21 protein-coding genes are annotated in these 22,949 nt (G+C 35.7%); 10 read left to right on the top strand and 11 right to left on the bottom strand.

Annotated elements, in window-relative coordinates; all coding sequences use genetic code 11:
• Positions 1 to 10 precede the first annotated feature (10 nt).
• Genes lysA through JNL75_12535 form a run of 4 tightly spaced genes read left to right on the top strand, consistent with a single transcriptional unit; the run spans position 11 to position 3,902 of the window.
• Positions 11 to 1,219, top strand: coding sequence for a diaminopimelate decarboxylase (gene lysA, locus JNL75_12550; protein ID MBL7790651.1), 1,209 nt, complete (start codon positions 11 to 13; stop codon positions 1,217 to 1,219).
• A complete protein-coding gene (locus JNL75_12545) occupies positions 1,212 to 2,591 on the top strand; it encodes a 3'-5' exoribonuclease (protein ID MBL7790650.1) in 1,380 nt (459 codons plus the stop codon). Before lysA ends, JNL75_12545 begins: the two co-directional genes overlap by 8 nt.
• A complete protein-coding gene (deoC, locus tag JNL75_12540) occupies positions 2,584 to 3,219 on the top strand; it encodes a deoxyribose-phosphate aldolase (protein ID MBL7790649.1) in 636 nt (211 codons plus the stop codon). The genes JNL75_12545 and deoC overlap by 8 nt, the downstream gene beginning before the upstream one ends.
• Positions 3,216 to 3,902 (top strand): copper homeostasis protein CutC, encoded by a 687-nt coding sequence (locus tag JNL75_12535; GenBank protein ID MBL7790648.1) that lies wholly within the window; start codon positions 3,216 to 3,218, stop codon positions 3,900 to 3,902. The genes deoC and JNL75_12535 overlap by 4 nt, the downstream gene beginning before the upstream one ends.
• A 132-nt stretch (positions 3,903 to 4,034) precedes the next feature.
• Here JNL75_12535 and JNL75_12530 read toward each other — a convergent pair whose 3' ends face one another.
• From JNL75_12530 to JNL75_12480, 11 genes are all read right to left on the bottom strand, one after another.
• Positions 4,035 to 5,297 (bottom strand): cellulase family glycosylhydrolase, encoded by a 1,263-nt coding sequence (locus tag JNL75_12530; GenBank protein ID MBL7790647.1) that lies wholly within the window; start codon positions 5,295 to 5,297, stop codon positions 4,035 to 4,037.
• Complete coding sequence (locus JNL75_12525) at positions 5,297 to 7,396, bottom strand: hypothetical protein (GenBank protein MBL7790646.1); 2,100 nt, start codon at positions 7,394 to 7,396, stop codon at positions 5,297 to 5,299. The genes JNL75_12530 and JNL75_12525 overlap by 1 nt, the downstream gene beginning before the upstream one ends.
• Before the next feature lie 7 nt (positions 7,397 to 7,403).
• Complete coding sequence (locus tag JNL75_12520; GenBank protein MBL7790645.1) at positions 7,404 to 7,949, bottom strand: hypothetical protein; 546 nt, start codon at positions 7,947 to 7,949, stop codon at positions 7,404 to 7,406.
• A gap of 34 nt (positions 7,950 to 7,983) precedes the next feature.
• Positions 7,984 to 9,426, bottom strand: coding sequence for a polysaccharide biosynthesis C-terminal domain-containing protein (locus JNL75_12515; GenBank protein MBL7790644.1), 1,443 nt, complete (start codon positions 9,424 to 9,426; stop codon positions 7,984 to 7,986).
• Positions 9,427 to 9,482: 56 nt separating this feature from the next.
• Positions 9,483 to 9,953, bottom strand: a complete 471-nt coding sequence (locus tag JNL75_12510) for a DUF4112 domain-containing protein (GenBank protein ID MBL7790643.1) — start codon at positions 9,951 to 9,953, stop codon at positions 9,483 to 9,485.
• A 30-nt stretch (positions 9,954 to 9,983) separates the two neighbouring features.
• On the bottom strand, positions 9,984 to 10,361 hold the full coding sequence (locus JNL75_12505; protein MBL7790642.1) for a hypothetical protein: 378 nt from the start codon (positions 10,359 to 10,361) through the stop codon (positions 9,984 to 9,986).
• A gap of 142 nt (positions 10,362 to 10,503) precedes the next feature.
• Positions 10,504 to 10,938 (bottom strand): SPOR domain-containing protein, encoded by a 435-nt coding sequence (locus JNL75_12500; protein MBL7790641.1) that lies wholly within the window; start codon positions 10,936 to 10,938, stop codon positions 10,504 to 10,506.
• 6 nt (positions 10,939 to 10,944) lie between these two features.
• A complete protein-coding gene (gene pdxH / locus JNL75_12495) occupies positions 10,945 to 11,571 on the bottom strand; it encodes a pyridoxamine 5'-phosphate oxidase (GenBank protein ID MBL7790640.1) in 627 nt (208 codons plus the stop codon).
• 3 nt (positions 11,572 to 11,574) lie between these two features.
• Positions 11,575 to 12,024 carry a hypothetical protein gene (locus JNL75_12490; protein ID MBL7790639.1) on the bottom strand — a complete coding sequence of 150 codons (450 nt, stop codon included), beginning with the start codon at positions 12,022 to 12,024 and terminating at the stop codon, positions 11,575 to 11,577.
• 21 nt (positions 12,025 to 12,045) lie between these two features.
• Positions 12,046 to 13,074, bottom strand: coding sequence for a PorP/SprF family type IX secretion system membrane protein (locus tag JNL75_12485; GenBank protein MBL7790638.1), 1,029 nt, complete (start codon positions 13,072 to 13,074; stop codon positions 12,046 to 12,048).
• 15 nt (positions 13,075 to 13,089) lie between these two features.
• The gene (locus JNL75_12480; protein MBL7790637.1) at positions 13,090 to 13,893 is read right to left on the bottom strand and encodes a M48 family metalloprotease; all 804 of its coding nucleotides are present in this window, start codon (positions 13,891 to 13,893) and stop codon (positions 13,090 to 13,092) included.
• 96 nt (positions 13,894 to 13,989) lie between these two features.
• Between JNL75_12480 and radC the strand changes: the two genes are divergently transcribed.
• The 6 genes from radC to JNL75_12450 all read left to right on the top strand — a co-directional run.
• A complete protein-coding gene (gene radC, locus JNL75_12475) occupies positions 13,990 to 14,667 on the top strand; it encodes a DNA repair protein RadC (GenBank protein ID MBL7790636.1) in 678 nt (225 codons plus the stop codon).
• Positions 14,668 to 14,722: 55 nt separating this feature from the next.
• Entirely contained in the window at positions 14,723 to 16,366 is a 1,644-nt protein-coding gene (hutU, locus tag JNL75_12470; GenBank protein MBL7790635.1) for a urocanate hydratase, read from the top strand.
• Positions 16,367 to 16,519: 153 nt separating this feature from the next.
• Positions 16,520 to 17,317: a hypothetical protein gene (locus JNL75_12465; protein MBL7790634.1), complete on the top strand. Its 798-nt coding sequence runs from the start codon at positions 16,520 to 16,522 to the stop codon at positions 17,315 to 17,317.
• Between the two features lie 16 nt (positions 17,318 to 17,333).
• Entirely contained in the window at positions 17,334 to 17,777 is a 444-nt protein-coding gene (locus JNL75_12460) for a nucleoside deaminase (protein MBL7790633.1), read from the top strand.
• 224 nt (positions 17,778 to 18,001) lie between these two features.
• Entirely contained in the window at positions 18,002 to 20,830 is a 2,829-nt protein-coding gene (gene uvrA, locus JNL75_12455) for an excinuclease ABC subunit UvrA (protein ID MBL7790632.1), read from the top strand.
• Positions 20,831 to 21,102: 272 nt separating this feature from the next.
• Positions 21,103 to 22,949: hypothetical protein (locus JNL75_12450; protein MBL7790631.1), on the top strand; the 1,847-nt coding region annotated here is incomplete at its 3' end.

Raw genomic sequence — 22,949 nt, 5'->3', positions numbered from 1 at the left:
GTATAATTCGATGAATATTGAAGTGTTAAAAAGTTTAGCAACCGAGTACGGCACCCCGCTATATGTCTATGATCAAAAAAAAATAGAAGAGCGATATCATAAATTGACAACTGCTTTTCATGGAAGAGATGTTAGATTTTTTTATGCATGCAAAGCTTTAGGGAATATAAATATTTTAAAAGTAATAAAAAATACGGGGTGCGGACTAGATACTGTTTCAATCAATGAAGTCAAGCTTGGATTAAAGGCAGGATTTGAATCTGGAAATATAATCTTTACTCCTAATTGTGTTGCCTTTGATGAGATTAAAGAGGCCGTGGATTTGGGAGTACACATAAATATTGATAACATAAGTATTCTAGAACAATTTGGAAATTATTTTCAAGATCGATATCCAGTCATAGTTCGTTTCAACCCACATATTATGGCGGGAGGAAATTATAATATCTCAACTGGGCATATAGACAGCAAATTTGGCATTTCTATCCATCAATTGAGACATGTGCTACGAGTTGTCAAAACTTTAAATATAAATGTTGAAGGAATTCACATGCATACGGGCAGTGAGATAAAAGATATGCAGGTGTTTTTACAAGGATTAGAGGTTATGCTAGACATAGCTAGAGAGTTTCCAAATCTGAAGATTTTGGATTTAGGTAGCGGTTTTAAGGTGCCATATAAAGAAGACGAAAAAGAAACGGATGTAAAAAAATTGAGAGAAATTATCACCGGTCCTATTGAGGAATTTCAAAATGAAAGAAACTGTAAGGTAGAGATATGGTTTGAGCCAGGTAAATATTTAGTGAGTGAAGCAGGTACGTTTTTAGTAAAAGCTAATGTAATAAAACCTACTCCTGCTACTGTCTTTGTAGGAGTAGATTCGGGATTCAATCATCTGATTAGGCCTATGCTCTATGGATCCTATCATAGAATAGAAAATATTTCTAATCCTAATGGTACAGAAAGGATATACACAATTGTAGGTAACTTATGCGAAACAGATACGTTTGCCTGGGACCGGATGTTAACCGAGGTAAATGAAGGAGACATACTAGCATTTCATAATGCGGGAGCTTATTGCTTTGAAATGAGTAGCAATTATAATGCGCGCTTCAAGCCTGCCGAGGTATTAATTTCAGGTAAAAAACATTCCTTGATTAGAAAGAGAGAAGATATGGAGGATTTATTGAAAAATGTTATAGAGGTAGAGCTTGAATAATATTGAGAAGAGACTTTTTGCTGTAGTTGATGTAGAAACCACTGGTGGTAAACCTATAGATACGAAAATTACAGAAATCGGGATTGTGATTTCTGATGGGAAACAAATTTTAAGTGAATACCAAACTTTAGTTAATCCAGAAAAAAGGATAGATTGGTACGTAACTAAATTGACCAATATCACTAATGAAATGGTCGCCAATGAACCAAGATTTGACGATTTAGCAGATACTATTCAAGAACTTCTCAAGGATAAGATTTTTGTAGCGCATAATGTAGATTTTGACTTCGGCATTCTTAAACGTCAATTTTTAGAAATCGGCAAACCACTAGATGGAAAAAGACTTTGCACAGTAAAGTCAGCCAAAAAGGTTTTTCAAGGATTGAGCTCGTATAGCTTAAGTAATATTACGGAGTATTTAGAGATACCCCTCATGAATGCTCATAGGGCATTAGATGATGCACGAGCAACGACTCACCTCCTGCACAAAATACTGGAACAAGCAGATTTTGATTTTTTGCATGCTGAAATCAAAGAGCAGAACCATATTGTCGAGCTACCAGAACATTGGGTCATAAAAGATAATAAGCCTTTAGACCATTCCTCAGGGATTATATATTTTCATAATGATAAGGATGAAATTATTTATATTGATATATCAAAAAACTTTCAAAAGAAAATTTACGAGGTAGTATCCGGTGCTCAGCACAATGATTTTTTCTACAAACGGCTATTGGATAATACCAGAAGTTTGACCCTAGACTTTATGGATGATTTGTTCAAGTCAGAATTAAAGATGATAAATGACATTCAATTTCAGCGACCTCGATATAATAAACCATTTAAAGCCCAGAATGATACCTTCGCAATTTATATAAAAAAAGATGAGAAGAGTCTAAACTATTTGACTATAAGTCGTTCAAAGAATATAGATATTGAAAACATCGCTCCGATTATTTATAGTTCATCATTTCGCAGTGCTGAAAAATTAAAGGACAAATTCAATCATAGCCCAGAAATAGCCCAGCTACAAGTATTGAAAAAGCAAATATATGTAGATGAAGAAATCATGCAAGATATCCATATAAATCAGTACAATCAATCTTTTATGGCGAAACTTTGCAAGGACTTTATCTGTCCTATTAAAGATGGATACTATGTTTTCAATATTTGGGGAGAAAACGAAGTCGAGGCTGTTTCAGTGGAAAATTATTATATAAAATCATGGGGAAAAGGAGTTTTAGAGAACAATAAGGTTGTACATTTTCGAAGCGAATTTGATTTTGATAAGAATCAAAAAGTTACACGAAAATTTCTTTCAATATTGGGAAAGACTACTTATAAATTAATTTCGACAAATGCTAATGAATAACTACCTTGATGCTACCATATTAAAGCCAGAAGCCAAGAGGAATGAATTTTTAGCGCTATGTCAAGATGCAATGCTATTTAATTTTCCAGCTGTATGTGTTCCGCCTTTTATGATAGCGATTTGCAAGGAAGAATTAAAAAAATCAAATGTCAAAGTAGCTACTGTAGTAGGATTCCCTGCGGGCTACCAATCGATAGCATCTAAGTTGTTTGAATTGAAGGATGCCATCCATTGTGGTGCTGATGAAATCGACTATGTCGTGCATAGAGGTTATTTGGCAGACAATGATTATGAAAAAATACAAGAAGAGACAGCAGCCTGGGTGAATATCTGTAAAACTAGTAACGTGATTTCTAAATGGATCATAGAATCATCTGAATTGATGCAGGATCAAAAACTGAAGCTTCTGGAAATAGCAAATGAACTTAAGCCAAACTATGTTAAAACTTCAACTGGTGTTTATGGAAGTGCTAAAGTGGAAGACGTCAAATTGTTTCGAGAGGTGCTTATTCCTGAAATAAACATAAAGGCGGCAGGAGGAATTTCAGATAGAGAAAAGGCTCAAGAAATGATAAATGCTGGTGCAGATAGATTGGGGGTATCTCAGTATAGGAAAATTATGGCATGAAAAAGTTAGAAATAGCTTGCTGTAATTTGGACTCCGTCATAGCTGCAAATAATGGAGGAGCTTCCCGAATAGAGTTGTTTGAAAATTTGCCTAACGGAGGCTGCACTCCTTCTTATGGCATGATTAAAAAATCGAAGGAAGTATCAAGTATTCCAATATATGTAATGATAAGGCCAAGAGCGGGAGGCTTTGTTTATAATCGGGATGAGTTGGACATAATGCAGAATGATATTGAAATTTGTAAGCAATTAAAAGTAGATGGCATTGTTTTCGGAGTACTAGATGAAAATAAACATATAGATACAGACAAGTGTAAGGAACTTCTCAAATTATGGAATAACAAATCTGCGACATTTCATAGAGCTGTCGATATAACTATGGACTTAGATAAGTCAATAAGGTCGATTATTGAGCTGGGATTCGAACGAGTACTTACTAGTGGAGGTAAAACTACAGCTATAGAAGGAGTGGATACTATTCTTAATATGAATAGAAAATATAAGGATAAAATCTCTGTGATGGCAGGAAGTGGTATTACGTCGGGTAATGTTCAATTATTTTCAGAACTAAACGAGGTACATGCTACATGCAAAGTCATTAAGGAGGGTAATGAAATGTTCGGAAAGTATACAATAAGCGAAGCGGCTACTATAGGCGAATTAAGGCAAAAATTTATTGGCTAATGCTTATAATCTCTTATACCAATAGCGGTTTTAAAATGGTCCAACCCATTTTAAAACCTTGCTATGGTAAATGCCGTAGCTGTATTTGTATAGTGCAATGAGCCTTGCGACATCGGACTATTACTAATACGCTTACGGTATTAATGTATTTTGCCTTATTAAATGCCAAGTACTCGAGTCTGATTGAAATATACCATATAATCCTTGTTCTTCCTGTGGAGGATCAGCACCATAGGGTAAACTTTTATGCCAAAATTCTGATTTCATTCTCTTGTCTCTATTTGCAAATGCACCCCAGAAATTATATCCAGCAATATTATTTTGTCTTCCAATATTAAAAATATATTGATAGTATTGATTTCTATGCCAGGTAGAAGAACTTTCCTTGAAAGAGTTACTATCTCTATGCAGACCAAATTCTTCAATGACTAAAGGCTTTAGAATTTTGCGACATAAATTCCTATGCAACTCAATATAGTTTTTAGTTCTTTCTATAGTTGTATCTGTAGTGGAATGCTTGGTTTCCCCATTATACCATTGCCAGGTCTTAGGCCAAAGATGTATAGTAGCATAGTCTATTGAAGATAGGGAATGAATTTCGACAAACAATGCAGTATCCATAGCTGTACCAATAATTCCTTCTACACCTATGCTGACTAGATGATGAGAGTCAAGAGATTTTATGTAAGAGGAGATTTCTTTTACCCAATTTTTATATGATTGAATTGCAGACTTTTTCATGGGTCGCGGTTCATTCGCTAGCTGCCACGCCATAATCGTTTTGTCATCAATATATCTTTTTTTATTGATAAAGTTCTTTCGAGTTACGACTTTTTCTATCCATTTCATATACCAAAATTTACAACTATCACAATCATAAAATTGTGAAATGTAGTTGCAGTAATTATCCCAATCCCAGTTCGATGTTTTTGGTAAAATTGGGTTAGCGTATTTAGCCCATTCTAGATACTGTCCCATGCCTCCGCTCCATTCCCAATTATTATTGAGGACCAGCACTACTTTCATATTTCGTTTTGAAACTTCATTGAGAAATATATCAAAGCTTCGAAGGATAGCTTCATTATACTTTCCTGGTTTTTCCTGCACAGAAGGGGATATTCTATATGGATACGTGTCATCTCCTTCTCCAGAAAATAGAACCCTTAAGTTATTAATTCCATGATTTTTTAAAAAGTCTAATTCTTTGCAAAGCCTTTGAAAGCCATTATTCGTATTATCAGCGGCGAGGTATCCACCATACCAATAATTAGTTCCTATGAAGCGGTAAGGATTATTATCAATAGTAAAAGTTATTCCATTTGTTTTTACAAAGGAAGATTGCGAAACTATATTTTCTTTGGAAGTGAGGCATAGAAGAAAGAATAACAATCTCACTATTCCTCCGTTACCAATCGAGTAAATGCTTGTAGAAATATAGCTCCAAGATTTTTATCAGGGGCTACATAATCCCTGAATTTTTCCATTGCATCTTTGTTGGCGGCTATTGTTTTACCAGTTTTAATCCAGATATCACTCCATACTAAATCTTTACCACTTCGAACATTTTCAGCTATATGAAACAACAGTGGATTATTAACACCCATGGTTCCAATTTGTTTAGAAGAGATAATATGTACGTTTTCTGATCTACTCAATACCTCATGAATATTGTGATAGCTTCCGCATGAGCCTAGGAATACTATCTTGGTCTTAGGTGGTATATGATCTATGGTATTCATAGCATAGTAGCTATGTCCTCGATGCACGAATAACTGGATATCTTTTTTAAAAGAATCCATGACGGCTATAAGGTCTGCCTGTCCTTCTAATTCAGATTTTGGATGATTGGCGTATATGGCTACTTTCTTACCCTTTGTGGACTCGATAGTGACATGGTTTTTTCTTCTTGTAATTCTGTAGTTTGGAGTGGAAAATGTAGTAATGAAGGAGGCAAAGGATGCTTCTCCATCTTCATCATCGTAGAAAAAGTGTACCTGACGATGCACCTTATCCATACCAAATAATGCACCACTATCGATTTGATTTATTGGCTGCAATTTATACTTCATAGCCATGGATTGGAACCATAGAGCATCTTTTCTTTCGGGTACCACAAATAGACTTTTAAGCAATCCATAAATGGCGATACCGTTTCTATTTTCTTCTCTTTGAGTTCTTTTGTATTCCATGTCTATGTTTTCTCTCATATAGCTCAGCAATAAGGAATCATTGATACTGCTAAAGGCATTTGCTACATTGATAGCAGAGCTAAGGTCTCCTTCATTCTTATCTAAATTGTTAGTAAACTTACCTATTAGCATTCTCGATTGATCCTTAGGCATAGTTTTTAGATAATCGCCCAGTTTATTAAAATTCGCGCATATTTTTATGAAAGTTCTGAACTTATTATACTTTAGCTTTTCCAGCATTTTGTCTCCACTGATCTTATCTTGATTGATTCTAAAAATTAAACGCTCAAAAACGCCATTGAAGGTGGAAGTAAAGATTTCTTCTTCACTATAAACTAATAAAGTATATAACTCTTTCCAATTAAAATCATCGATACAGGCAAATCTCTTTTTGGGATCTTTTTCATCGTGTAATTCATTCATGATTCGCACATATTCCAGACTTGTTGCCTTGAGCTGTTCGTCCAGTGAGTATTCGGCCATCACATAATCACTATTTCGTATTTTGATCATAGTGCGTAGAAATTTTCGCTTATTACGTGAAATAGAATCTGCTTCTTCTATGGTTATATTTCCTTCCACGATATCATCTACAAGTACCATTCCTTTAGACAAAATATTGTATTGAGCGAAGAAACCACGCATACCCATAATATTAGGGCTGGGATTGGTCATGAGTATCTGTTTAATGCCTGTTTCGCCAATCAGATAATTTTTTGCTACGTTAGGGGCTTTTATAGCACACACCTCCACTACCGTATCTTTATATGGTCTATCGCTGTATTTCGCAAACGCTTTTAGTACCTCTTCAGGATAAGTCTGGCATGAAGAAATAAGGAAGTCCTTTGCCACTAAATCATATTTATAGAAGTAAATATTTTTTACGGAATACAATGGATCAGTAATAAGATAGGAAATAACATCCTTATTTTCAGAAGCTCTGATTAAACCCATGGCATGCTGAAAAAGCTTCTGGTAGTATAGAGGAATATTACTATATGTTTTCCCGCTTATATCGGATAGCGTCATGTACATTCCATAAAGTAAATTTCTTCTCTGATAAGCTTGCAGACTCGGACTCTGATTTACTCTATTTTGAAATGAATCTACGAGCTTAAAATATATCTGCTTGTAAAGTATGTTTTGCTCATCTTTTTTATTCATCTCTATTTTCCCGTCTACAACCCCATCAAAACTGTCGAGTCTTCTCTGTTCTCGATCTATGTAGCCGTTCGTCTCATCGAGATTTTGACTGTATAATGTGAAACTAATAGTACATAAGAAACAAATAAAAAGTCTAGCCATAAGAGTATTAATTTTTGGTCAAGCTGTCAATAGTGCTGAAGGTATTATTTAGCTTTACAAATTCATAATCTAAGACAGTATTTGGCTTAAAAAGTTGAAAATAAATGGACCCCCAGACGTTAAAATATCTTGATAGTTCATAAATTTTCACTTTCGTATGATGACTATCTATAGCATAGAGGCGATATGAAAAGCAATTGATTTGCTGGTGTTTTCTATTGATGGTAGCATAGGTTATTTTTTCTAGAGGTTCCAGTGATGAAGTAATGTTTTCTATGGAATCACTAGGGGTATAATATTCTACCCACCGTGGTCTTATACTATCATAGATGGCATATTTAGTAATTTCCTTTTTAGATACTAGGTAGAATTTTTTGTCATAAATAGCTTGCCAGGTCTTAGAGAGAGGTTGATTGATTAGTTTCTCTGAGCTATTAACTTTTGGTTCGGGATTGAAAAATGTGAGTCCTAGTAATATAATTACAGATAAGAATATAATTCCAAAAACGAAAGCAGATAACTTGTTTAAAATTTTATTTTGATTTTCCTGCATATAGTTATGATTCCTGCAAAAATAGTAGATTCTATTAAAGAAAACCTCTTATATCACCAAACCTTTTATACGCATAATAACAGGCAATAAAAAGATAGACAAAAGAAAGACCAATTAATGCCCACATATTCTCTTGAAATAAAAAATATGCTCCTAGACTGTACACCGTGCTAAGTCCAATCCACAGAAAATTATATGCATAGTGGTAAGGTATTGGATAATACTTTCTACCCCATATTAGACTTATAACAAGCATAGCAAAATAACAAATCAAGGTAGTCCATGCTGAACCCATATAGCCCATTTTTGGGATCAGTATCCAATTCAGAGCAATTGTTATGACCGCACCAACAAGTGAAATGTATGCACCCTTCATAGTATTATTCGTAGCCTTGTACCAGATAGATGTATTATAATACATGCCAAGAAATAGATTAGCAAGCAGTAAAATTGGGAGAATTTGAATACCTTCTTTATAAGTAGAATTATTTATCATAGCTATTATATCTCTATTGAGACTAGTAATCACTAGAATCATGGAACAAACTATGACGAAAAAGTCCATAACAATAGCGTACATCTTTGTCGAAGATTTTTCATGAGCTAGTTTGAAAAAATAAGGCTCTGCCCCCATGCGAAAAGCTTGAATAGCAAGGGTCATAATGATGGCTAACTTATAGTTGATATTGTAAATGCCTAACTGTATTTCGTTTTCAATTTGTGTACCAGGTAATAAATTTCGGAGAAGTGGTCGATCTATTACTTCATTGACCATACCTGCCGCACCTACTAGTAGGAGCGGCCAGGAGTAGTTCAACATTTCCTTGCCATCCTTCAATGCACTCCATGAAAGAGATGAAAATATTTGTGGCGAAAAATATAAAAAAACAAGAAACCAAGGAATGAGATTGGCCCAAAAGATAAGTTCGATAGGATCGTGAATGTTTAGAACAGGCAATACTATTTTGTTCTTATAAAAATAGGATAGTAAAATGAGATTCAAAGAAATATTTAGTATGATATAAAGTGCCTTGAAAGAAACAAACTTTAGTGCTTTATTTTCTTGACGCAGCTGGGCAAATGGAATATTGCAGAGATTTTCAAAAAACAAGGTTAATGTCAATAGATAAACATAAATTTCTTTGTCCGAATATCCGAGCCATGCTATTAGAGGTTTAGCAAAAAGGACAAGAAGTAAAGACCAAAGTATGGAATTGAAGAATACAATAGATTCTGTTTTTTGAAAAACCTGATTTTGATTTTCAGACTTGATAAAGCGAAAATAACTGGTCTCCATCCCGAACATATAAATAATATTCAGAAATGCTACGATAGACATAAAGAAAGCAACTTGACCATTTGCCTGTTGGGTAATCGCATAAGAATAATATGGTGTCAGCATCCAGCTAGCCATGCGCAAAATAATCGTACTCGCACCATAGATGAGAGTTTGTTTAGCGAGCGATTGAAGAGACATGAGTTTAATTAATAGCGAGTAATGAATAATTAATAATGCCTATCAAGGATAAAACATTACATCTGAGAAATGAAGGCAAAAAACTTAACAATTAGCCATAACGAAACGCCTAATGTGAAAACCAATATTGCTAGGCTTATGAGTATGAAAATGATTATAAGATGCCAGCCGCTGCCGCCATGCTTTTCCTCGAGCAGATGCTCTTCAAGCAGCCTCATATTTTTCACATTCGATTTATAAAAAAAGTCTGTGAAATATCCAGCTATTGGCAGAGAGCCTAAAATATGATCAATAATAATATTCTTAAACATTAAAATTTTAACCTTACCGGACACCCCTTTCTGGTGAGCTAAAATAATAAAGATAAGTCCTAAAACCATTCCCGAATAGGAGCCTAAACCAGGAATGAAATTAAGAATAGGATCCAGACCAAATTTAAATCGGGTACCAGGAATTGTAAATTTCGATTCTAGGAGTTCTACGTATTTTCTAAGCGATGCTAGCTTGTCTTGATTTGATGAATTCATTTCGCTTCATACATAATATTAGTAAGAAAATTATCCACCCATCACTCGGATAAGCTTCTGAATTTGATTGTCCCACCACATTTTTTGATCCTCTATTTCATTGGATTCTGCGAAATCATTTATGGTCAATATGGTGTCTTCGCTGATTTCATTGACGTGAATGGCGAATTCAAAAAATTCGTCGTCTTCGCTGTTTTCCCAATGGTAAGCTACTAATTCCTCTTCTATGTCATCTATTAAAATCGCCTTTTCCGAATACCCTTTCCATATAAAATTGTATTGGTCTAGATTGGATTCACATTTGTCACAGAACCACTGCGCGAGATGAGTAGGTTGCTTTACAAAATCATATAAAATTTTGGGTGATGCCTTTATGACATAGTCTATCTCAAATACTTCTTTTGCCATTGTTGTTTATATATCTACTTTTAAAATATACCGAATAATTATGAGCCACAATAATAAAAAAATAAACCAAGTATTGGACAATTATGTTTCATCAAAAAAACAAAAAGACCGAAACTTAATGAAAATTAAAGGTTTAGCAAGCTTATTTTTTGTCCTTATCGGTGTCTTTGTCACCTGTTCTTCTTACCTCATCGGGTACCAGAAATGAAGAAGGGTAGGTTCTAGCTAGTTTTTTCGCATCAGGTTTGGCGCTTTCCTGATCTTCATAGTCTCCAACACGTAGCTTATAATATGGTTGTTGATAGGTAAGGTAACAACGCATAGCGGGAAATTTACTATAAAATTCTGACTTGACTTTGTTTGCCTCTTCTTTGCTATTTCTGCTAAAAATCTGAATTCGATAACCTTGGAAAAAAGGTTTTTTCTTATCTAGCATTGGATGAGCCGTAATATAGGGCTGTACCCCAGAGTGGTCAATGATAGAAGATTTTAAGACATTCGCAGTGGAGTCTTCGGACTGAGCTGAAATTAAACTATAACTAACGCTAAATATTAAAAGAGTAATAAATCTTATCATCTGGTTTTATGGTGCTATTCTGTGTTGCTTCCAATTGGAAGAAGAGTCTAGTTTGTAAACAATTCGGTCGTGTAGCCTTCCTGGCTGACCTTGCCAAAATTCAAAATAATTAGGAGTTATAGCGTAGCCCCCCCAATTTTCGGGACAGAATATTTCTCCAGAATTTCTAATTTCAGCGGCTTTTTCAATCAATTTTTCACGGGTTATGGGTTGGCTTTGTGAAGATGCCATGGCCGATACCTGACTCTCAATAGGCCTAGACGAGAAATATTCAACGGCTTTTTTTCGGCTCAACTTTTCGACGGTTCCATGCACTCTTATTTGTCGCTGACTAAATGGGAAGAAGAAAAGTGCGGAAACCTTAGGATTTACTTCTATATCTTTTCCTTTTTGACTTCCATAGTTTGTATAGAAGACAAACTTATTTAATTCTATCTCTTTTAACAAAACTACGCGAGATTGGGGTTGATTATCTGTGCCCACTGTGCTGAGAATAAAGGCATTGGGCTCTGGGTTGAGCTCCTCGACAGCTTTATCAAACCAGAATCTGAAAAGATCTAAAGGCTGAGATGGTAAGTCTTCTTCGTGAAGACTATATTTATCATATTCTGTGCGCCAATCAGAAAGGTTCATGTATTAACTTACTATTAAAGGTACTCGTTTGTAAAGCTTTTTTGTTTTAGAGTGCATTCTTACAATTAGATAAATTTTCTTACCTATTTGTGGGAAAGTATGTGGCATGAAATTTCCATCTAACGACTTTTCATTTTTTCTGTCATTTGATCCATAAACTACTTTTCGAACCATTGAATCTTTCGGATAGTTAAGTGGGTTCAAAATTGGATCAGCCTCTTGATAACCGATAGCCATAGAATCAATTTGATAAAATACCATAACCGAATCGATGTATTCATCATTTACAAAACGGATATCGTATTTTATAGAAAGTCCCTTAACAATATTGGCGGGGTCAGTAGATGGCTGTAGTATAGTAATAGGAGCCTTAAATACTGCAGCTTCTTCTTCTTTGCTACATGAAAATAGGATGGTTACAAAAAGGATGAATAATGCACTGTAAAATTTCATATATCTATTAGTTTATTAATTTTAAATTCCTGGGCAATATAGTTTGTCATTTCCATAACTCTGTGTACTTTTTCCGAGAATATAGCTCAAATTCAACTCAAGTGCACCTATAGAATTATTTGCTTTGGATAAACTAGAGGTAGTTACATCATAGCTAAGAGTTGATTGAAATTGTTTGTATTTAAGTCCTGCAACCACAATAAATGCATCCTTTAGTCTCGTTCGTAAACCTGCGATTAGGGTGACATTGTCATTTAAGGTATACATATAGCTCATCCCAATATTTGTAGAATTGAAATTTCCTTGTTTCATAAAAATGATAGAAGGATAAATTTGAGAGAAATCGTCAAGCCTAAATAATAAACCCCCAGTTATATTCATTCTAGCATATATGTTCTCTTTTGAATTCGTAAAAAAGAATTGATTGGGTTTATTGATATTGTAAAGTGAGAAACCTACTTGCGAAATTACATTATCTCCAATTTGTTGTTGATACAGGACTCCTAGATTGAACATAAAAGCATATTCTGAACCACCGTTAATAAAGGGCTCTAAATTTGGCAGTCGCGGGTCAAACTCAAACTCTCTTACCTGAGAAGCAAATAGTAAGTCATTGGAAAACAAGCGCCTATTGATAAAACCCGCCTGAGCTCCAATAGATATAAAACTTTGGCTATATCTATCCATAGCGAGAGAATAGGAACTATGCATTAAAACCTGGTTAGTAGCAAGGGTGCCGCTTCCGGCGTAGTCAGATAGTGCCGTTACACCTATACTCCAGGTATTTTGGTCTGTAAAATCCTGAAATATTTTATGTTCTAAAGATGCTCCAAAGGTATTATAAACACCAGAAAAAGCAGAGTTAGGCACAGCGATATTTTGATTTCTAAATGAAAGTAAAGCTCTTGTCTGACCATCGAATGCTCCAGAGTACGCAGGATTGACAAGCATGGGAAAATTTAGTGCTTGAGAATAATGCGCATCCTGCGCTTGACTATAGCGCACTATCAAAAGTGAAATGAGTAAAATGAAATAGTAATTATTTTTCAAGGTATTTAAAAATTATTATAAGGTGGCCCGTAATTGCAAGTATTTAGTATCATTAGAATAATTCTCCGTTTTGGTAACACAACCCCCTATGGAATTGGCCTGACTCTGAATATTGGCAACTCTATCTCCTGGGTCTGGGTGAGTGCTGAGAAAACTAGGGGTACCTGAATTAGCCTGACCCTCATCTATCAATTTTTTAAAAAAGAAATGAGCGCCATCGGTTTGATATTTTGTAGGACAGAGATATCGTACGCTATATTCATCGGCCTCACTTTCATGATCTCTACTAAATTTTAATGATCCTATACCTGCCAGTAATCCTACCATTTGCGCGATATCTTGACCAGATGTACCTGCTACAATTTGTAGTAAGATTTGGAGACCCATCTGACTAGTAAGTTGTTTTCCTGAATGCCTCCTATCGGCATGAGCTATTTCATGACCCATGACTCCTGCTACTGCAGAGGAATTATCGAGATACTTCATAAGACCTGTGTAAAAATAAATTTTACCACCCGGAGTACAAAAAGCATTTAACACGTCGTCTCGCTTTATAATATAAACTTCCCATTGAAAATTATCTCTATTCTGTACTTGACCAGAATTTAATATATCTTGTGCAATTCCTTCTATAAAGGCGTATGCTTGTGGATTGGAAGCCTTATTTAGAATTGGAAACTCTTGCGGATTGGAAGCTATTTCTGCTTTTGCTTGTTCGCCTAATTGTCTTTCGTCCTCTAGTGTGAGTAAATTAATCTTTCCACAACTAGTGAGAGCTATTGTCCAACCTATTAAAAATAAATATGTAAAAATTTTCATCAACTATTATTGTATTCGCAAATATAATGATTTCAATATATATAACTATGTGAAATGGAAAAAATTTTATACTATTGACACAAAATCTATAAAAATATGTCCATCAAACTATGGAAAGAAGATGATAGGCCAAGGGAGAAATTCTACCATAAAGGTAAGAGTGCTGTGAGTGATTCGGAATTATTAGCTATTCTCATAGGCATGGGTACGCGCGAAAAGTCAGCACTGGATATAGCCAAAGATATGCTGAGTGACAATGAAAACTCCTTAGAAAAATTGAGCAAACTCAGTGTCAAGGAACTAACCAAATATAAGGGCATAGGTGAGGCTAAAGCTATAACTATAGCCGCAGCTCTAGAACTAGGAAATAGAAAGCATGCAGAACCAAATAACGAAATACAATCTATTGTATCTAGTAATGATACTTTTAATTTATTAAGACCTTATTATGCTGGTCTGAAGCAAGAGGAGTTTTATGTCATTCTGCTAAATAAGGCTCTGAAACCTATAAAAATACAAAGAATATCTATAGGCAAAACCGATGCTACACTAGTAGATATCAAAATAATAGCTAAGCTAGCTCTGGAATATCTCGCCAGTCAGGTAGTCATAGCCCACAATCATCCATCTGGCAATCTCAAGCCTAGCGATGCTGACATAAAGTTGACCACAGCTATCAAATCAGGGCTAAATCTACTAGAGATAAAGTTGCTAGACCATATCATCATGGCTGAAGATAAGTACTTAAGTTTTGCAGATGAAGAAATATTATAAAAAAATGACAAGCAAATAATAATACTAAATAATTTTGTTCACAGAAAAAAAAAGTATGTCACACACTAATATCAAAGCGCCAAGAGGAAATCAATTAAACTGTAAAGGTTGGGTTCAAGAAGCTGCTATGCGCATGCTTATGAATAACCTAGACCCAGAAGTAGCCGAAGAGCCAGAGAAATTGATAGTTTATGGTGGAAGAGGTAAAGCTGCACGTAACTGGGATGCTTACGATAAAATAATTGAGTGCCTGAAAAAATTAGAAAATGATCAAACCCTTATTGTTCAATCGGGCAAGCCAGTTGGTGTATTGCGAAGCCACAAAGATGCACCGAGAGTGATATTGGCTAACTCTAACCTCGTAGGAAATTGGGCTAATTGGACTCACTTTGATGAACTAGAAAAAAAGGGACTAATCATGTATGGGCAAATGACGGCTGGAAGTTGGATATATATTGGTTCGCAAGGCATAGTACAGGGTACTTATGAAACCTATCTCAGTTTAGCTCGAAAACATTATAATGGTTCTCTAAAAGGCACGCTCAATGTCACCGCTGGATTAGGAGGCATGGGTGGCGCTCAACCTCTTGCTATCACAATGAATGAAGGTGTAGCATTATGCGCCGAAGTGGAAGAATGGCGGATAGATAAACGACTAGAAACACGATATCTAGATGAAAAATTTCATGATATAGACAAGGCAGTGCAAAGAGCTCTGGAAGCAAAAAAAAATGAAGAAGCTATCTCTATAGGTGTCGTTTGCAATGCAGTGGATTTATTGCAATATTTAATCGACCATAGTATAACCCCAGATACTTTGACTGATCAGACATCGGCTCATGATGCCCTGACTGGATATTTCCCTGAAAATATGGAAGTCAAAGAGGCTTATAATATGCGCAAAGAGCATCCAGAGGCTTATGTGGAATTGGCTTATGATACCATGGCTCATCATATCCATCTTATGCTAGAATTGCAGAAAAGAGGCGCTATAACCTTTGACTATGGAAATAATTTGCGCGGTCAAGCCAAGGACAAAAGAGGAATTAAAAATGCTTTTGATTTCCCGGGTTTTGTCCCAGCTTATATTAGGCCTTTATTCTGTGAAGGTTCTGGCCCGTTTCGCTTTGTAGCTTTGAGTGGAGATGAAAGCGATATAGCAGTTTGTGATGCCAAACTAAAAGAGCTATTTCCCGAAAATTTAGGGCTTCATCGCTGGCTAGATAAAGCCAAGGAAAAGATTGCTTTTCAAGGTTTGCCTGCCAGAATTTGTTGGTTGAAAATGGGTGAAAGAGAAAAGGCAGCACTTGCATTTAACGATTTGGTAAAAGAAGGAAAGCTTATTGCCCCCATAGTCATAGGGAGAGACCATTTGGACACAGGTTCTGTAGCCTCGCCAAATCGAGAGACGGAAGCTATGCTCGATGGCAGTGATGCTATTGCAGATTGGCCAATACTAAATGCTATGATCAATACCATTGGTGGAGCCAGCTGGGTCAGTCTCCATCATGGTGGAGGAGTAGGCATGGGCTACTCTATTCATGCAGGCATGGTCATAGTAGCCGATGGTACCGATGAGGCAAAAGAAAGATTAAGAAGGGTATTGCACAATGATCCTGCCATGGGCGTGATTCGCCATGCGGATGCGGGGTATGATATTGCTTTTAAAACTGCACAAGAACACTCTTTGTTGATTTAAGCTATAAAGATTCATGTAATGAAAGATGATTATTTTTCATGAGATTAGACAATGACTCCCGATTTTTAAGTGTAGATTGCAAGGAATCAAAATGCTATTAACTATTGACAATTTTGGTTTTTACTATATCTTTACATTGATTAATTAATGATTATGGTAAGAGTAATAGCCTTGTTTTTTGGATTACTTATTGTTTCTCTTGGATATGGACAGAACAGAAGATCCACTTCTACTGCGCCAGTTGTAAAAAAAGAGCCAAGTAAAGAGGTTAAAAAAGAGGACTCCAAATCTACAAAGGAGAAAAAAACATCTAGTGAAGCCTCTAAAAAAGATGACCCATCAAGCAGTGATGAATCGAGCTCTAGTGCTTCAGCTTCTGAATATAATGGCAAATCTTTTTTAAACCCCCGAAGTGAATCAATGAAAATGTCTACCGTTGTAGAGTTTGGAGCTTTGCCGAGCGATGCTGATATTACAACCATCAATATTTATGGACATTTAGGGCTTAATTTTGACATATCCAGAAGATTTCATATAGGACCTTATTTTCGACATAAAATAATGTCTACTCATGAGTATCAAGTGATCCAATATAATAATATTGAATACGATGCGGCCAGTCTTAAAGAGTGGGGTGCTGGGATATGTGTAGGCGCTTATTTTCCGTTAGGAAGGGCTATTTTATTAGACCCAGAATTAAGAATTGGATACAATGAATTCACTATTCAACACCCAGGCTATTCGGATGTCATTACTAATTTTATCTATCGAAATTATGTAAATTTTACACCAAGATTAAACATTGGTCTAAAAATTTCAGAATACACCATTTTTAATTTACATGGTGGATATACATTGCCTTATTTTGTTAGCAATCCAGAGCCTGTTCCTCATTATAATCCAGCTTCATTTCACTATGGATTAGGGATTAGATTTTATTTAATGAAATAATAATTCTTTTCATAAGATGGTTGAATTGAACCATAGCCACTTTATGTCACTGGCTATCAAGGAAGCATTGAAAGCCTATGAAGAAGATGAGGTTCCAATTGGATGTGTTATTATTTCCCAGAATCAAGTTATAGCTAAAGGCTATAATCAAACACAGCGGCTAAATGATGCTACAGCACACGCAGAAATTATCGCATTAACTAGTGCCTTTAATTATCTAAATTCAAAAATTCTCAAAGATTGTATTATGTACGTAACAATAGAGCCATGCGCTATGTGTGCAGGTGCTATTCGGTGGGCACAGATAGGAGGGCTGGTATACGGTGCTACAGAAGATAAATGTGGTTTTACCTTATATAAACCTTCACTGCTCCATCCTAAAACGGAGGTGATTGCTGGCATTGAAAAAGATACCTGCGCAAAACTAATCAAGGATTTTTTTATGGATAAGAGGGCATAGTCATTTGCTTTTAACATTCAAGTGTTATACCAATAGCGGTTTTAAAATAGTCCAACCCATTTTAAAACCTTGCTATGGTAAATGCCGTAGCTGTTTTTGTTTAGTGCAATGAGCCATGCGACATTGGACTATTACTAATACGCTTACGGTATTAGTCTGTTTCTTGTAAAAAATAAAACCTAAAATTCAACATTTTATTTATAGTAATTTCTTACATTTGTAGAATGTCTTCTGATCACATTGTAATCTCTGGTGCACGAGAAAATAATCTCAAAAATGTAAGTGTTTCTATACCGAAAAACTCTTTAGTCGTGATTACCGGATTGAGCGGAAGTGGTAAAAGCTCACTGGCATTTCAAACATTATATGCAGAAGGTCAACGACGATATTTAGAATCGTTTTCTAATTATGCACGACAATTTATCGGTGGTTTAGAGCGACCTGATGTAGATTATATTGAAGGTTTAAGCCCTGTTATTTCGATCGAGCAAAAATCGGTCAATAAAAATCCGCGATCGACCGTTGGGACTATTACGGAGGTTTATGACTTTCTTCGTTTATTGTATGCAAAGGTGGCTACCGCCTATTCCTATGTCAGCAATAAGCCCATGCAAAAAATGACTGAAGATGAAATCATTAAAGACATAGGAAAAAACTATAAAGGTAAAAAGGTTGTTTTGATGGCGCCTCTTGTCAGAGGTAGAAAAGGGCATTATCGTGAGCTTTTCGAATCATACGCCAAGAAAGGCTTTGCTGAAATGAATGTAGATGGAGTTCTTACTAAATTAATCCCCAAGCTACAAGTCGATAGATATAAAATTCATGATATAGATTTAGTTATGGATAAGCTAGCTGTGAATGAAGAAAACGCAGACCGTATAGAAAAATCAATTCGTGCAGCTTTAAAGGAAGGGGAAGGGTCTTTGATTATAGTAGATTTTGAAACTAAAAAACAGCAGTTTTATTCCAAGCATTTATTGGATTTAGAACATGGGATATCTTATGAGGAACCATCAGCAAATTCATTTTCATTTAACTCAACTTATGGTGCCTGTCCTACCTGCAAAGGTTTAGGTGAGGAATTTTTAGTATCCAAAGAATTAATGATCCCAGATGAGACCGTAAGTGTAATGAATGGTGGAATTTTACCTCTAGGAGAATATAGACCCGTTCAGCTATGGGAAACAGTTAAACAGTTTGCTAAGATGAACAAGATAGATTTAAGTGCGCCCATCAATAAATTGACAGAAAGAGAAAAGAATCTTTTGCTTTTTGGTAATGAGCATGGAAACGATGAATATGATAAGGAGATTCCATTAGTCTATTCTAATTTTAATCATGGTGTTTCGTCTTTTGTTTATAATAATTTTTATTACAGTGAAAGTGATTGGATAAAGAATTGGGCGGAGACATTCATGCAACCCAGTCCTTGTCCTACCTGTGAAGGAAGTCGATTGAAGAAGGAGTCTTTATTTTTTAAGATTAAGGAAAAAAATATTTCGGAACTCAGCCTTATGGGTCTTGATGAATTACAAGATTGGTTTCAAGACATAGAAAAGCAATTCTCGGATAATCAAAATAAAATAGCTAAAGATATTTTAAAAGAAATAAGAGATCGATTAGGTTTCTTAATAAACGTGGGTTTGCATTATCTCTGTCTAAATAGAGCGGGGAAAAGTCTTTCTGGTGGTGAAGCACAGCGTATAAGACTGGCTACACAAATTGGCTCAGAACTCATGGGAATTACCTATATTCTCGATGAACCATCTATTGGATTGCATCCAAGAGATAATGACAAGTTGATTCGTTCTTTAAAAAAACTGAGGGATCTAGGTAATAACATTATTGTGGTAGAACACGACAAAGAGATTATGCTTGAGAGTGATTATTTGATAGATATTGGACCTCGGGCGGGTTTATATGGCGGCGAGATCATAGCCGAAGGTAAGCCAAAAGATTTTTTAAAGACAAGAACGGCTACGGCAGATTATTTATCAGGGAAATTAGATTTTGAATTGCCAGAAAAACGAATCGTACCTAAGAAGTGGCTTGAAATAAATGGAGCATCTGGCCATAATTTAAAGAAAATAGATGTACAAATTCCTCTAGGGGTATTGTGTTGTATTACGGGAGTATCTGGCAGTGGAAAGAGTTCGCTCATTAGTGAAACTTTGCAGCCGATATTGTCACAGCATTTTTATAAATCACATAATTTACCTCTACCCTATAAATCTTTGAAAGGGTTAGAGCATATCAATAAAGTAATCAGTATAGATCAAAGCCCAATAGGCCGCACTCCCAGATCTAATCCTGCTACCTATATGAAGGTGTTTGACCTCATTCGTACCTTGTATGCTGATACTATGGAGTCAAAAATAAGAGGCTACAAACCGGGACGATTTAGTTTTAATGTGAAAGGCGGTCGGTGCGAAGGCTGTGAAGGGGCAGGATTAAAGACGATAGAAATGAATTTTTTGCCAGATATTCAGGTACCATGTGAGAAATGTCAAGGTAAACGCTACAATAGAGAAACTTTAGATATTCGATATAGGCATTTGTCTATTTATGATGTACTAGACTTGTCTATCTCAGATGCGGTGAAGGTATTCGAGCATTTGCCGAGCATATATCAAAAATTAAAGACTTTGGAAGATGTTGGATTAGGCTATTTAAAGCTAGGTCAGTCCTCTACCACGATATCTGGTGGCGAAGCGCAACGGGTAAAACTCGCTTCAGAACTATGTAAAAGAGATACAGGAAACACTATGTATATTTTAGATGAGCCTACTACAGGATTACATTTCCAAGATATACAAATGTTGTATAATGTGCTAAAAAGATTGGTAGATAAAGGAAATTCTATTCTAATTATTGAACATAATTTAGATATTATAAAAATGGCGGATTATATTATCGATATGGGTCCTGAAGGGGGTCTGGCAGGAGGTTATGTGGTAGCCGCTGGCACACCAGAGCAAGTGGCAAATATGAAATCGAGCTTAACGGGTCAATATCTTGTCAAAGAGCTAAAATTAAAATCCAGAAAATCCTAAATGCATAGGCTTTGAATTAAAATTAATGGATTAACAAATCACTTTTAAAATGCATTGATAATCAAGTAAATAACATCTATTTATTGTTCCAAAGCATTTAACAAGAGCTATTTTTTGATAGTTTTATTTCAATGTTTTCGCCTTATTTTTGTACTTATTATTTAAGTAATTAAAACTGAAAGATTGATATGAAAAATTTTAATCAGGAAAATCGAATAAAATCACTAAATTTACGGTTCGATATTTTTTTCAACAAGTTGAAATATAATAATATGAATAATGTGTTTGTAAACTTAAAAGTTCTTGGATTTTTATTCTTTAGTGTGTTCTGTTTGGATCAATTGCGCGCTACGCATATGATGGGAGCAGATTTGACCTACAGAGAAATCGATACGACAACAGGTAGGTATAGATTTACCCTATCTTGTTATCGAGACTGTTCAGGAATAAACTATGGCTCAGAACAGTTGCAGATAGTTACATCAACTGTGAATACTACAGTTACTATGAACCCTCCAGTAATCACTGATGTAACACCAATTTGTTTGCCACCTGATGTACCTGTAAAACCTACTACAAATTGTCCTAATGGTGCGATAGGTCTATACAAAGGTGTAGAGCGCTGGGTATTTACTAGAGAATATGTTTTGGGTAAAAATAATGGTTGGGCATTTATTGCATGGGGTTCATGTTGTAGAAACAATATAATTAGTACCATAACTAATCCAGGAAGCGCGGGTCTATATGTTCAAGCAGTTATCAATACAAATTATCGAAATAATTCTCCAGTATTTACAACTCCACCTATCCCTTACTGGTGTAGACTAAGACTAAATACCTATAACCATGGTGCAGTAGATAGTTTTGACCCTCGATTTATTACTCTTTCAAATGGTATTACGACAGTTCGTGATTCATTCGCTTATAGACTTTACACACCATTCACTGGTTTAGCTACAAGTGTAAATCAAGCTGTATTATATAATAATCCTGGCGTAAATTTTATTAGTCCTTTGAATCAAAACAATTTTTTATTTACAACCACTGGTGTCACAGTAGATCCTAGGACTGGGACAATTAGTTGTATTCCATCCATAGAGCAAGATGCTATCATGGCTATGTCTGTGCAGGAGTGGAGGGCTATTCCGAATGGTGCAGGATATACCAGAGTTATGATAGGTTATGTATGTCGTGATATTCAGTTTACTGTCAGAAATACCTGTCCTCCTGTCGTCCCTCAAGGAGTTACAGAGGATTCTCTTATAAGTGCTAATAAGGTAGATTTCTTTACTGTAGATATTTGCGGCTCGAAATATACTAAGGTAAATTTTAGAATGTATGGTGCACCAGCAGAGTTTTTAAAATACAAGGTACATCAAGTGCCAAACCCAGCATCGGTTACTAATTTTCAATACTCAGTAACCATTAACAGAAAAAATAATACTGACACCATGGATGTAACAATGACATTTGATTCTACGATTGGTATAGGTCAGGAACTTTTTAAAATCGAGGGCTACTATTGCAATAATATAGGCATGAAAGTATCAGAATTTTACACCTTAGTTATAAACTTTCGTCCCTCGGTCACGACCCATAAGCAGTTTTTATATTATTGTATCGGAGGTAAACCCGTGCGGTCTTATGCTCGGGGAGGGACCAAGTATAAATGGACTCCCAAGACAGGTATCGTGAAAGTAAGCGGTCTGGATAGTGCCTGGGTAGATTTAGCACCTTCGGCATCTACTACCTATGTAGCCAGGGCTACGGATGGTATAGATAGTACCAAGAGTTGTTCGGTCTTAGATAGTGTGCGGGTTATTGTGATTCCGAAGTTTAACTACACCTTAGCCCCGAAATTATCAGACTTGTGCTTACATGATACTGTGCAGATCAATCTAGCAACCCAAATGACAGATACCCCATATAAGTTTACATGGACAGACCCTACAAGTACTCCTAGTTTATATAACCCTTCGACAAACAAAAAATCCACGACCATAGCTAGTCCCAGAGTGGTCGTGACAGGCTCAGGCACCTATGTGGTAGAAATGACCAGTAGGTTTGACTGCACCTTGACAGACTCTATTCGTATCAATATGAATGGTGTACGCCCTGT

This window comes from Chitinophagales bacterium (genome assembly GCA_016787225.1).
Taxonomy (GTDB): Bacteria; Bacteroidota; Bacteroidia; order Chitinophagales; family JADJOU01; genus CHPMRC01.
Note: the sequence above shows the minus strand (reverse complement) of the source record. Positions and strands in the feature narration are given on the sequence as shown.